Origin of the sequence: Lachnospira rogosae (ex Hitch et al. 2025), assembly GCF_040096455.1 — a bacterium.
Classification (GTDB): Bacteria; Bacillota; Clostridia; order Lachnospirales; family Lachnospiraceae; genus Lachnospira; species Lachnospira rogosae.
Map to the genome: position 1 here is coordinate 78,025 of NZ_JBBMER010000002.1, position 13,517 is coordinate 91,541.

At 34.4% G+C, this 13,517-nt stretch carries 14 protein-coding genes and 1 other annotated feature (1 of these 15 running past the window's edge); of the genes, 1 reads left to right on the plus strand and 13 read right to left on the minus strand.

Annotated elements, in window-relative coordinates:
* Nucleotides 1-146, minus strand: a binding site (T-box leader); it reaches 116 nt to the left of the window's first position.
* Nucleotides 147-318: 172 nt separating this feature from the next.
* The 4 genes from WMO14_RS02780 to WMO14_RS02795 all read right to left on the minus strand — a co-directional run bounded on the left by WMO14_RS02780 (nt 319) and on the right by WMO14_RS02795 (nt 4,319).
* Nucleotides 319-1,641 carry a hypothetical protein gene (locus WMO14_RS02780; protein WP_055174248.1) on the minus strand — a complete coding sequence of 441 codons (1,323 nt, stop codon included), beginning with the start codon at nt 1,639-1,641 and terminating at the stop codon, nt 319-321.
* A 32-nt stretch (nt 1,642-1,673) separates the two neighbouring features.
* Nucleotides 1,674-2,783, minus strand: a complete 1,110-nt coding sequence (locus WMO14_RS02785) for a DUF58 domain-containing protein (protein WP_055174247.1) — start codon at nt 2,781-2,783, stop codon at nt 1,674-1,676.
* Nucleotides 2,780-3,715, minus strand: a complete 936-nt coding sequence (locus WMO14_RS02790) for an AAA family ATPase (RefSeq protein WP_022502100.1) — start codon at nt 3,713-3,715, stop codon at nt 2,780-2,782. The genes WMO14_RS02785 and WMO14_RS02790 overlap by 4 nt, the downstream gene beginning before the upstream one ends.
* Before the next feature lie 139 nt (nt 3,716-3,854).
* A complete protein-coding gene (locus WMO14_RS02795) occupies nt 3,855-4,319 on the minus strand; it encodes an Lrp/AsnC family transcriptional regulator (RefSeq protein WP_055174245.1) in 465 nt (154 codons plus the stop codon).
* Nucleotides 4,320-4,613: 294 nt separating this feature from the next.
* Here WMO14_RS02795 and WMO14_RS02800 point away from each other — a divergent pair, with 294 nt between their 5' ends.
* Complete coding sequence (locus WMO14_RS02800) at nt 4,614-4,943, plus strand: DUF1292 domain-containing protein (RefSeq protein WP_055174244.1); 330 nt, start codon at nt 4,614-4,616, stop codon at nt 4,941-4,943.
* Here the strand turns inward: WMO14_RS02800 and WMO14_RS02805 are convergent.
* The 9 genes from WMO14_RS02805 to WMO14_RS02845 form a co-directional block, all read right to left on the minus strand.
* Nucleotides 4,913-6,835 carry an ATP-dependent helicase gene (locus WMO14_RS02805; RefSeq protein ID WP_349153325.1) on the minus strand — a complete coding sequence of 641 codons (1,923 nt, stop codon included), beginning with the start codon at nt 6,833-6,835 and terminating at the stop codon, nt 4,913-4,915. The two genes, WMO14_RS02800 and WMO14_RS02805, sit on opposite strands and share 31 nt — an antisense overlap.
* A gap of 9 nt (nt 6,836-6,844) precedes the next feature.
* Nucleotides 6,845-7,345 (minus strand): GreA/GreB family elongation factor, encoded by a 501-nt coding sequence (locus WMO14_RS02810; RefSeq protein WP_055174242.1) that lies wholly within the window; start codon nt 7,343-7,345, stop codon nt 6,845-6,847.
* 46 nt (nt 7,346-7,391) lie between these two features.
* Nucleotides 7,392-8,051 (minus strand): energy-coupled thiamine transporter ThiT, encoded by a 660-nt coding sequence (locus WMO14_RS02815; RefSeq protein ID WP_055307162.1) that lies wholly within the window; start codon nt 8,049-8,051, stop codon nt 7,392-7,394.
* A 265-nt stretch (nt 8,052-8,316) separates the two neighbouring features.
* A complete protein-coding gene (locus tag WMO14_RS02820; protein WP_349153229.1) occupies nt 8,317-10,335 on the minus strand; it encodes a hypothetical protein in 2,019 nt (672 codons plus the stop codon).
* A gap of 393 nt (nt 10,336-10,728) precedes the next feature.
* Complete coding sequence (locus WMO14_RS02825) at nt 10,729-11,130, minus strand: type II toxin-antitoxin system HicB family antitoxin (RefSeq protein WP_349153230.1); 402 nt, start codon at nt 11,128-11,130, stop codon at nt 10,729-10,731.
* A gap of 60 nt (nt 11,131-11,190) precedes the next feature.
* Complete coding sequence (locus WMO14_RS02830) at nt 11,191-11,373, minus strand: type II toxin-antitoxin system HicA family toxin (RefSeq protein ID WP_349153231.1); 183 nt, start codon at nt 11,371-11,373, stop codon at nt 11,191-11,193.
* A 181-nt stretch (nt 11,374-11,554) separates the two neighbouring features.
* Nucleotides 11,555-12,232 (minus strand): hypothetical protein, encoded by a 678-nt coding sequence (locus WMO14_RS02835; protein WP_349153232.1) that lies wholly within the window; start codon nt 12,230-12,232, stop codon nt 11,555-11,557.
* Nucleotides 12,233-12,431: 199 nt separating this feature from the next.
* Nucleotides 12,432-12,740 (minus strand): hypothetical protein, encoded by a 309-nt coding sequence (locus WMO14_RS02840; protein ID WP_055307171.1) that lies wholly within the window; start codon nt 12,738-12,740, stop codon nt 12,432-12,434.
* Complete coding sequence (locus tag WMO14_RS02845) at nt 12,741-13,373, minus strand: ADP-ribosyltransferase (protein ID WP_349153233.1); 633 nt, start codon at nt 13,371-13,373, stop codon at nt 12,741-12,743. It lies immediately after the preceding gene.
* Between the last annotated feature and the right edge of the window lie 144 nt (nt 13,374-13,517).

The following is a 13,517-nucleotide window of genomic DNA, read 5'->3' on the forward strand; positions in this document are numbered from 1 at the left end:
CCGTCTACGTCTACTCTTATATCCTGCTGATATAATTTCGGGTAGCAGCTCCAAGGTGAGTTCAATAAGTTCCTTTCACTGTCTCGCACCTTCCGACAGTTCTCTGAAGCTGGTCCTTATCTAATATTCCTCTTCATTGCATTTACTTATTATCAATTATTGAAATGATAACGCATATAATTTAAAATGTCAATAGCATTTTCAATTATGTATTGCAATATTAAATGCAATATTAAATCAAATTATGTATTGCAATATTAAATCAAATTATGTATTACAATATTAAGTCCAGTTATATATTTGAGCTATGTATTAAAATCATTTGAAGTTCTTAAGAAAACTTATATCTTCCTCTGATACTTCACCATTAGAATATCTCGCTTTCTCATAGTCATCTGTTATTCTTCGTGCTTTTGCTTCATCATCAGTTATCAGTTTGCTCGTAATCTCTTCCGGCATCATATGCGAATCAACCTTTGCACCTGCCAACTTAGACTTTGTGACAACCTTTTTGGACTTGGCATATTTCTTATAAAGCTTTCTGTACCGTATATTGGCTTTATCTTTAGTATCCTTAACCTTAACACTTTTCTTTACTTTATATTCCTTTTCCTCGTCATTATTAATATATTCCACTTCATCTTTATCATTATCTAATGACTTTCTGAACCTGGAAGCATATCTGACTATTGTCACTATTATTAATATAATCACTCCGATTATAAGGAATATTGCAACCACCTCCATAAGAGCATTACCAGCCGCATTATTAACCATAACATCCATCTCATCCTCTACTGGTTCAGGGGAAGTTGTCGTTTCTTCTATATAATCGTCCATTACTGTATCATCATCTCCGCGGAGCATTAATAACAGTTTTAATATCCATTTAATAATTGCAAGCAATGCCATTCCAATCATAGAGAATATATTGCCATATCTTCCGTGATAGAATATAAGCATGCCAAATACCAGAAGCAGTCCGAACACAATCATTATAAGCACATTAATTCCCATAATTCTTCTGGCCGGGAATTCTGATTTACCTTCATTAAATACGAACACCTCATACAGCCTGCTTACCTGATTATATACGAACTGGCATAATACAAACATAACAAATAAAAATGCCTGTATTTCCATAAGCACAGAATTACCTTCAATACCTCCTAATATATAAAAGCCTATCATAAATATTCCATATGCTATATGAAGCTTCTCACTCGCATTAACAGCAATCAGCATATCATCCTTGCTCTTACCAGTTTCATCATATATATTTTCCTGAACTCGCTCATATTGCTTCTTGTTTACATATAGATTCTTTAACCTTATTGAGTGTCCAGATATTGCCGCTGCGCATATCACATAACCTGCAAACTCCAGATCTGTGTCCGCAAGCAATGCCGCTATAACAACGAACACAAGATTAATCACCATAAATAATGGATAACTTTTAATATATTTTCTTGAAAAATATGTAACTATAGCTGGAATTATTACAATAAGGCTATAATATGCCTTAGATGTGTCATTACCGGCAATTCCTATATACACTCCCGCCGCCATTGATATGTACGCAACACACAATATAAGTATTTCCGTTATGATTTTACTATTTCTTAGATGTCTTATCTGCATCTTACTCTCCATTCCCACACTGCTTATACATTCTAATCAAGCTTTTCCAGATACAGGCTTCCATTGCCTGATACAACACACGGAACAATCCATATTTTATTCTGTTGTTTAGACATAAGTCTTTCTGCTGAAAGCTTTAATTTTCCGTGCTTGTTAGCTGATATAAGAACATACACCGAATCCTGCCTTTGGTTCTTATTATTATATTCCTGCATATTATCAAGAATAATGCTGAATTCCTGCATAGGAAGCTTCAGATCTATTCTTGCAAATGCCGTGTTGATACGTCCAAAATGTGACAGTCCGCTTCCAGCCTCTATCACTGTCTGCTCCTTAGTATCAATATCACAGCCATTAGATGTTACAGATACATTGATGCCCTTTCCTATAAGAAGCTGGGCCAGACCTGCCGCTATTGATATTGCCTGTTCAATAACATCTTCCTGCATAAGAACGCCCTCGCTTTCAAGATTAAGCAGGATACATACATTACGGCTCACTGTTTCATTATACTGATTAACCATAAGCTTTCCCGTTCTTGCACTGGCATTCCAATTAACATCCCTTATGCTGTCATAAGACTGGTAATCCCTTATTCCTGCAAATACGAACTTATCCTCTAACAGATATTTTCTTCTTTCAAGCTCACCTAAAATACTGTTATTGACCTGTAAAAGATTATTAACATTTTCTGGCTTGGGATATACTGTAATCATATGATTAACATTTTTATTATTAATCATAATATCGTTCATAAAAGCACCTGCAAATACAGTTTCAATGGCTTCTAATCTATATACACCCCTTCTGGCACACAATACATCTATCTTTCGTGTTACCCTCTGGTTAGAAAGAAGTGAAAATACATCGTTGCGGTAAGTCTTATCTGTAATTCTGGAATTATTATCCTCCTGCCCAAACACCAGATTCTTGTCTATGCTGAATTTAATATTAACACAAGGCAGTGGCATTCTCTTAGCATTAGTTACTGTCTCCACCATCTTGATAGTATCACCTTTTGTAGCTGTATTGCTGGAAAATGTAACATCAACCGATAAATTCCTGCTCCAGTTATCCCTGTAGGTAATCCTCAATATGTTGTATACAATAACAACACCTATAAGCATTAATATTATATTCATCTATTGCTCCATTCTTCAGTAGGCACCTCTACCTGTGATAATGCCTCATTTATTGCCTGTTCCCTGTTCTCCTTAACAACTATTCCTGTATTAAATACAAGTCTGTGTCCCCATACGCATAAAGCAAGCTCTTTAATATCTGATGGAACAACATAATTACGTCCATTAACATAAGCGTATGCTCTTGCTGCATTAACCATAGCTATTGAACCTCTTGGGCTTATTCCTATTGCAACACTTCCCATATTACGTGTAACTTCTGCAAGCTTTACAATATATTCTATAAGCGAAGGATGAATATATATATTCTTAACCTCATTCTTCATAGCTTTAATATCTTCTTTGGAACATACATTAGAAATATCTTCTATTGGATTATCCTTAAGAAAACGGTTAAGTATTGTAATCTCCTCTTCCTTATCCGGATATCCCATTTCAAGCTTCATAAGAAATCTGTCAAGCTGTGCTTCTGGAAGCGGATATGTTCCTGCTGTTTCTATTGGATTCTCTGTGGCTATTACAATAAATGGTTCATCTAACTGTAATGTATCACCATCTATAGTAACCTGATGTTCTTCCATACACTCAAGCAATGCTGACTGTGTTCTTGGTGTAGCCCTGTTAATTTCATCAGCAAGAATGATATTCGCAAATACAGGTCCTTTCTTTAATACAAAATCTTCACTCTTCTGGTTATATATATGTATTCCTGTTATATCTGATGGAAGCAGATCCGGTGTAAACTGCACTCTTCCAAAATCGCAGTCAATACTTTTTGCTAATGTCTTGGCAAGCATTGTCTTACCCATACCCGGAACATCTTCCAAAAGAATATGTCCACCTGCAAGTATGCTTGTAATTACTTTTTTTGTAACTTCCTCTTTACCGACTATAACCTTTGAAACATTATCTAATATGTCTGTTATCTGCATTTAATTACCCCGCCTTTTCTTTAATTATATATTCTGTGCCTTACCTCATTTCACATATTAATATAGTACCAAAAAACCACAGATGTATCAATAACATCTGCGGCTTTCTCACATAGAATTTTACCAAATTTTATTATACTTATGCCTGTGGTTCTTCTCCCGGAAGCTCCTGATTAACATCAATTCCTCTTGGTGCAACAGGAGTTGAGAATACTATCTGTGTACTTGTCCTTCCGAACTTCTGTAACTGTCCGATAAATGTATCAAGCTCCATTGTACTTGGAAATACAACCTTAAGAAGCATTGAATAATTACCTGTAACACAGTTACATTCAACTACATTAGGGCAGGTTTTGATAAATGGATAGAACTCCGGCTTCTGTACAGGTGCAACCTCAAGATTAATAAATGCTGTTATATGATAGCCTAATTTAATCTGGTTAATCTTAACCCCATAGCCTTCTATTATTTCTTCTTTCTCAAGTCTTTCTATTCTTGCTGAAACTGCTGGTGATGATAAAAACACATTTTCAGCCAATGCCTTAAGTGGCATTCTCGCATTATTCTGAAGTAATGTAATTAATTTCTTATCAATTTTGTCCATAGTTGTCCTCCATTAATCTGTGGCATTGCTTTCTTAACATCAAAAAAGAGACAACCCGAGCCTTGTATGCCTGAATTGTCCCCTTTGACTTAACATATTAATTTATATGTAATATACACCTTTTTTTATAAATTGACAACCCCTAATTTTATGTTTTTTTATAGTTCTTTATTATTTTTCTTAACTTTTTTTCGTGTGTCTTCTTAATTTTTCTTTTATAATGTTTGCTTTTTATACTACTTATATGGTAAAGTTCTTATTGTATGTTAATGACTATATTTAATGGAGGCACTTATGTCAGATAATAAAGATTTTAATAACAACTCTGAATATTCAACAGTAACATTATCATTAGATGATGGCACTGAGTTAGAGTGTGCAATAATCCGTACTTTCCCAGCAGGAGATAAGAACTATATTGCACTTTTACCTATTGCAGATATTGATGAAGAAGAAAGTGAAGTATACTTATACAGATTTTCTCTTGACAGCAACAACGAGCCAGTTCTTGAAAATATCGACTCTGATGAAGAATATGAAATCGTATCAGATGCATTTGACGAAGAACTTGATGCTATGGAATATGAAGAACTCTACGAACAGGAAGACTCTGAGAACGAATAATCAACATAATGGTCATCTATCTCAGTAACAAATCTTGAAATGGTTGTATCCTTGTTATATCTGCTTTTAGCATATAACAGATACAACTTTTCTTTTGCCCTTGTCATCGCAACATACATAAGCCTTCTCTCCTCTTCTATCTCATAATCAAGCACAGCTTTATTATAAGGAATTATCCCCTCAACCACGTCCATAATAAATACCACTTTGTACTCAAGTCCTTTACAACTATGCATTGTATGAAAATGTACTGCATTATCGTTATCTTGCGGATAAGAATTTTTAGAAGCCTTTATATTCTCAACTAATGCTGCATTTTTAGAATTATTCATACTTATATTATTGTTATTAATATATTCCAGCCAGTTATCTATTGTGTCAAACTGCTTTGCCATTTCTTTGAATTCTTCAATCTTATCGTAAGCTTCTGTCCCGTTAATCCTATGCGTTAATATATATTCCTTATAATATTCTTCATAACCAATACCTTTAATTATATAATTAACCGCCGCATATGGCGACATATTTTTAATTATATTCATATCAAACTGCCAATCATTGATTATATTTATCATTTCAGCATTATTCTCATAAGAAGCTCTTAGCTGTTCATAACTAAAAGGTTCTTTTATAAATGTCCTTTTTATATATCTTAATGGTTTATTGACAATCCTTAAGATATCCTCTCTTTTACATTTTCCCTTTGACACCTTAATATATGCAAGCATATCCTTAACAGCCCAGTAATCATATATATTCTCCTGTTTCATCACCGAAATGCAGGGAATTCCATCATCAATAAGTCTGGAATAATATATACCATTAATACTGTTGGTTCTTGATATAACAGCAATATCTGATGGTTCAATGCCATCTTCTATCAGCTTCTTTATACTATCCGAAAGCATTTTCTTAAGACTATGTATATCTTTTGCTTCCTGTACCTGTATACATTCTCCTACCATACCTGCTGATTTGATATTTTTGTAATAGCGTAGAGAATTATTACCAATAAGACTTCGTGCTGCTTTAACAATATTATCAGTACACCTGTAATTGACATTCAGATTTATTATTTCTGCATTACTATAATAATCTTTAAATGCAAGCATAATATCAGGCTTAGAGCCTCTAAATCCATATATACTCTGATCATCATCTCCAACAGCAAATATATTCGCACTTTCCCCTGCAATCAATTTAATTGTGTCAAACTGCATTTTATTAATATCCTGAAATTCATCAATAAGAATATACTTGTATTTATCCTGCCACGCAGCTTTATAATCAGCCCTCTGTGTAAGAAGCTCATTGCACAGAACTACCATATCATCATAATCTATAAGCCTTCTTGATATAAGCATTTTCCCATATTCTTTATATATTATCCTGAATGTTTTGTCGGGACAGGCTGTACTGATATACTCATCTATATTAAGACAATCATTCTTTACCTTGCTTATCTGTGATAAAATGCTGTTTACCATTTCATTTTCATCTGAATATTCAAGTTCAAAGCTTATAAGCTTGTCCCTGATAAAATTATATTGTAAATCTCTCGTAATAATGGAATTAACTGAATAATTATATGCGTGACGCAGTATCGTAAAAAACACCGCATGAAATGTACCAAATGTAACTGGCACATTAAGACTTCCTTCTAAAGACATAAACCTTTCTTTCATAGACACCGCCGCCGCTTTGGTAAAAGTTATAACCAGTATTGATGACGGCTTGATATTATGCTTAATAATAAGGTTATATACTCTGTTAACTATAACTGTGGTCTTTCCCGAACCCGGACCTGCAATAACAAGTGCAGGTCCATCTTTAAAATGTATTGCTCTATTCTGTGCTTCACTTAAATGTATATCTGTTCTGCTAATGATTATCCACCTTTCTTAGAAGCTCATAATCTTATCCCCTGAATCATCTGTGTTCTCAATAGATAAAATCTCAATCCAATAGCTTATATTACTGTTGACGACCACTTCTACCCTATCTCCAGCCTTGTGTCCAAGTATTGCCTTGCCAAGAGGCGATTCAATACTTATAAGTCCTTCAAGAGAGTCACCTCTTACCGTTGTCACAAGCTTAATCTTCTCTGTAGAACCATCGTCCTCATATTTAACTTCAACTGTATTATTAACACCAGCCTCATCATCTGCCGACTCTTCTGATATTACCGTTGCTGTCTTAATCATTCGCTGAAGATATCTTATTCTGCTCTCATTCTGATTTTTGAACTTCTTGGCGGCATAATACTCAAAATTCTCACTCAAATCGCCCTGTGCCCTTGCTTCTTTAACATCATCAAGAGCTTTTTTCCTCACAATGTGAACCCTGTATTCGATCTCATCTTCCATTTTCTTGATATCACTTGGAGTAAGTTCATTATTCACGATTACAACATCTCCTTAATATAAACATACCATTACTATAAAAAGGCTATTCATTGCTTGTCTGTTTAACATATAAAATAGCTTTCTTTACCGGTGGAAGCATAATTACAATTATTGTAATAATTCCTTCTGCACCTATATATGCCGCATTATATGCTAACGAATATAATACAGCACTATTAAAGAATTCCGGTGTATACACCGCAAAGAATATCCAGCCTGATAAGAATGAGAAGAAGAATCTTCCAGCAATTCCTGCTATATAACCTTTAACCAACCCATTCTTGGAATTAGCAAATATTCCTGATAATCCTAATGCACCAAATGCAAAGATATAGTCAAGAAACATCTGTGGCAGACTGATAATATATGGATTAACAATAAGCTGTAATACTCCATACGCTATTGAAGCTGTCATACCTGCACTTATTCCATACCAGTATCCTATAAGCACGATAAACAGCATACTAAAAAGTGTTACTGAACCTCCCATAGGCATCTTAAATATAGTAATAAACGAAGTTAGTGTAGCGAGTGCAATAGCCATAGCTGATGTCACAAGCCTCTTTACGCTGTGTGTCTTCTTATCCTTTACTATAAAACCAACAGCCAGCACAACAATAACTACTGCTATCAGCACTACATATCCCAGTGGTGTAAGATTATAACTTATACCATCCTCACTCACAATCTTTGTTGCAAGCACTTATATCAACCTCCCCAATATTAAATAATCATATATTCTTTTAGTATTATAACATATTATTAAATATATGCAATATTCCGGAATAAAAAGTCGTAGAATATGTTTTTTATTGAAGTCTGGGGTGTTAGCGGATTGTTCGGATTACATAGCAATGCAGCAATCCGAACACCGCAATAAGTGTTAAAATTTCTTTTAACCCTTACATCATTAATATTCTATCAGCTATTATAATCAATATATGATATCTTGTTTATTTATCATCTTTCTACCAGAATAATTCCCTATATGAATACTCACCTCTGTAATTAGAAGCATTGTAGTCCGGATACTTATATGGCTTATAAGCATTTTCCATCGGCTCATCATCCTGCGTGTATATATACATATAATTATAATCCCACGTTACAATTTCATCTCTTGCATCACCTAAAAGATTAACCGCCTCCGTGCAAAGAGTTGGGTGTCCGTCATCAGGGAACTTTACAACCTGTATTCCATTACCATCTATCATTCCACCTCTCTTAACATCTGCATTAAGAAGTATGAAATCCTGTCCATCACCTGTCCAGTTAACCGGTGTAAGAAGATTACCATTAAGCTCATTCTCCATTTCCCACATATCATTGCCTTCACTGTCGTAGAAATATATAATGCCCTGATGTCCCCAGAAATTAACTACAGCCATCTCATATCCTTCTTTATCCGGACAGTAATTAGCAAGACTCACTCTCTGTGCGTGTCCAATTCCGTCCTGTTTTAAAATATTACCTTCAAAGTCACAAAGAATAAAACCTTGTGTACCTGCAACACACGCAAAGAATTTTTTCCCTTTATTAGGACCTGTTTCAAATCTTCCTGGTACAATTTCATCAATGTGGTCTACCTTAAACGGCATAGTCCACATTTTCTTTCCATTACAATCAAGCATATTATATCCAACCAGCAGTTCATCATAGCCATCACCATTAATGTCAATTGCAAATGGAAAATGTCCTGTATTCTTATCACTCTGAAAATGCCACATAACTTCAAGGTCATCATTTAACGCATATACCCTGCAATATCTGTCCTTAATAAGAATATCCCTTGGCTTGTCAAGTCCTCTGAAATTGCATATCCTCATTCCATCAGGGTTAATTCTGTCAAATGCATATTCTCCATCAGGAACACCTATAATTGTGCCATCTTCTTCCATTGTCGATAATGGTGTCTTTGCTCTTTTCTTAACATTTCCTGTCTTTCCGTCAAGTATAAGCACCTCGAAATTCTTGGCAGTTATAACCTCATCGTATCCATCACCATCAATATCATATATCTGCATTGGCATATCAGCAGATATATTTCCTATCTCCATATTATCTGTAGGTTCACCATACTGCCATAATATATTACCATCCAAATCCATAGCAGTAAGACAGCTTATAGTTCCATATGCATCTCTGTTGACTCTTTTCTGACACTGGGCAAGCACCATCTGATACTCTCCATTACCAAGCAGATGTCCGAAACGTACCTGTCTTCCTGTTCCACAGCCTTTAAGGTCTATTTTCTTAACAAGCTTCATATGAGGATACCTGCTCTGTGCTTCTTTGCACTTATTCTTATATGCTTCCCTGTCGGCTTTAATGCCTGCATCTGTATCCTCATCTACATTGACATTGATGTAGCCAAATGCCGCTGGTATAGTAGCCGTAATTGCTGCCTTTCCTCCCTGTACAGCATAAACTGTATCAATATCTATATATTTAGTGCCATTAACATAGCACTCAACATGACTGCCGTTAACACTTACATTTAATGTATATGTATCGTCACTATTATAATCAAATGCTTTACTTTCAAGCTCTTCAACATTTTCTTTATGGCGGTAAACAAGCTTTACCTGCTTATCTTCAAACATAAATACAAGCATATTAAGCGAATTCTGTGCACAGAAACCAATACCGGCATTTCCCCATTTAGTGTTAAACATTCTGACACTTGCCTCTATATCATAATCTTTCCAAAATCTGTCCCCTGTTTCAAGTGTCGGAAAAGTTCTATGTGGCTCTGTATTATGAAGTCTCATCTGCTCCATATAATGCTTCCCACAATACTCCGTAATAACCCACGAAGCACCTTGACCATTATATCTGTAATTGCACACAGGGTCATACCATTTTCCATAATACCCTGGATATTGCACAAAATGATACTCTCCCATTGCAGAATGATTCTTATCATATGGGAACTCTCCTATTGGAAAATTCTTAAAATCTTCTTTGAGCAAATATATACTCTTCATAACAATTCCTCCATTCATCTGATAAAAGCAGCACACATTCCATTATAAGCTGCTTATCACGCAAAAATATTTAGTTGTCGTTCAAGAAACTATTGTTAATATACTACATTTTCATTAGCAAGACAAGACATTTATTTAATAAAAAAGATGTGGACATTTAATCATTTATCGATGTCCACATCCCACAATGAATATCAAAAAGAGAGCCTTTAGATTTCTCTAAAAGCTCTCTAAACAGCATAAATGCTAGCTTTCTATTAGAACTTACCTTCATCAGCAGCCTGCTGTACAGAAACTGTGAACCCGCTATTTATCAGGGTTAAAGCCCTATTTGTAAGTTACCTGTTACTTACACACTAATTCTTGTATTATTGTACACTGTTTTTCACATATTTAGTTACTTGCTCTTTTTAAAAGTGCATCTTGAAGAACACGTGAAAAATTAATATTATTCTTTTCTCCATATGTGTTTAACCAAGCTGGTATGGTTATATTTTTTCTTACTGTTTTATCACCATACTTTTCAGCATAAGCATCCATATCTAATACAAGCATACTTACAAAGCTTTCTGGGTCTTCAAGTTTTATATTTTCCTTCCGTAATGATGGAGCTGGAATATTATTTCCTTCTTCTAATTCACCTAGTACCCAACCACTAGCCGCATCTACTCCCATTTCAATAGCATCTACTAAGTCTTTTCCTTCTGTAACACATCCTGGAAGGTCTGGAACTTCTACTGTGTAACCTTCTTTTTCTATACAAGGTGTAAAAACTGCTGGATATACTAGTTTCATAATTAACAACCTTCTTTCTATAATCTATATTCTCTAACCATTATTATAAGCTGTGCAGGACTATTTAAGTCCTGCCTGCTTAAGTACTGAGTTAGCCGTTCGTATATCGACATCTCCTCTATGGTTAGGTATCGTTACTTTTCCTGCTTTAGTTGGATGCTTATACTGCATATGCGAACCAACTTGCTTAACGAGATACCAACCGTCATTTCTTATAAGCTTATCAAGCTCTCTGACAGTCATCAACTCATCTCCTTCCTTGGTATCTTATCTATAATTATATTATACACATTATACGCATAATGTCAATATTTTATGCGCATAATGCGTGTGTTTTTATATGCCAGCAGGGAACTGATAGAAACAGAAATGGATGAGTAGGAGTTTCTACCTTATTTTATAGAATTCTTATCACATTATAATATTAAACTCTTTCAATGTTACGGATATTAATTGCACTTGTTACTGTATTACCAATACCAATTACTGCACGATCACCATTAATCTGAATAACATCATATTCATCATAGTAAAGGTTAAATGCTCGGTCAGTGTCATAATCGACATTAAGAATAACTCTTACTTTATCACCAACTTTTATATCTGCATTATCGCAGCCTTCATCATTTGAATTGTCGCTTGATATAATACAGCAATCGTTGACCCAACCTGTTCCATTATTTATTAAGTAAGGATTGACCGCCCAAGGAATAACCCTTGTAATTGTTCCACTATTAAATCCCTCTGATGGTGTAAGTCCGGATTCTGATGTTGATGAAGCATATATTGTATTATACTCAACGCAATCTCCAATCTGATACTGTAACTGCTCTGTATCAACTACATCAGTTTCAGCATTATTATCTGAGATTGAATTATCATTGCCATCAATGTCATCTCTGTGATCATATTCATTTGCTTTTATAAGTCTGTCAAAGACGTCATCACGCATAATGTCAAAATCTACCCTTGTCCCATCATTAAGATAATAATCACTGCTTTCCTGTGATATAGCAAATTTATCTTCACATATCTTTCCATCATTATTCCAATGAGCTTCCCAGATGAGGGCGCCGTGCTCTATAAGTTCATCTACATTCATATATTCATTGAGCCAGCTGTGGCTTCTGGATATTTTACTGGCATAATTTACCTCCATTTCTTTTTATTAACGTAATATATTCTGCTTCAACTTTATCATATCTTTCTCGTAAATACTTAATTTCTGCATAATCACTTATCTTACCCACATTATATTCATTTATACCAAGTGCGTCACTTGATATATAAATACACCTATATTAATAATTAAGAGGTTTACCTGCTTTTATCCATTCTTCAAATGTTATATCTTTAGGTAAAATTTTCCAATTCTGTAAAACTTTAAATGTTGTTCTATTATTTTTTTCTATTTCCTCATCAGTTCTCTTCGGTGGATTTATAAATCTCTCACGTTCTTCTTTTGTTAATTTTTGTTTTTCCTCCTCCGTAAAATTAACTTCACTAAGTTCCATCCTAAGTTTAAAACATTCTTCTGGAGAAAGTTCTTTTCCTCTTTGCATTTGCTCTGCTTCTGGTAGTAAAAGCCATTCTCTTGCTGTTAACTTCATTTAATCCGCCTCCTCTAAAAGAATATGCCAAATCTCCCCGACTAATATTTTTGAAATAACTTTAAATTTACTATTTCGCTCATAAAGGACTTCATTTTCATTTAAGCCAATAGAACTTATATCTCGCCCATTTTTGGTATTTTGTATATAAATTTTTATTTTTGCTAAATCATTATATCCTTCTGTCTTTGATGTACTCCAGTATTGTTTAATTGTTATTATTGTTCCTTCAACATATTCACTTACAAATTCTTTAATTCTATCTTCCTCATCCTTACTGTCAGAAAAATCAACAGTTCTTATTAAATTCCCATTGAATTTTGATATTTTTGACAGTGCTGCATCTAAATTGTTTACAAGTTGTTTATGTTCTGATTTTAAATTTGATAAATCATTTGCATTTCTTAAAACATCATTTATAATATATGCTTCAAAGCTCTTATATTGTGTAACTGCTTGTAATTCTTTATCTGATAAATTCATTATATCATTCTTATGTAATTCCTCAATATGTTTTTCAGAACTACCATTAAATAATATACTTTGCTCCCACTGTTCCTTTCTAGCCGCATACATTTTCTGATTATCCGGGTCTAATGAGTACTTAGCCAACCTGTCAAACTTCTCAACCATCCTGCCTGCATATTGCTGCTTCTGATCCTGCTTGTAATCTTCATTGACCTTTTCTAACTCTTCCTTGGTAAACTTACTGTCTGGCTCTTCATCCAGCTCAGGGAAATATGTTGTATGTACGTCTTTGCAATTAGGTCGTCAAGG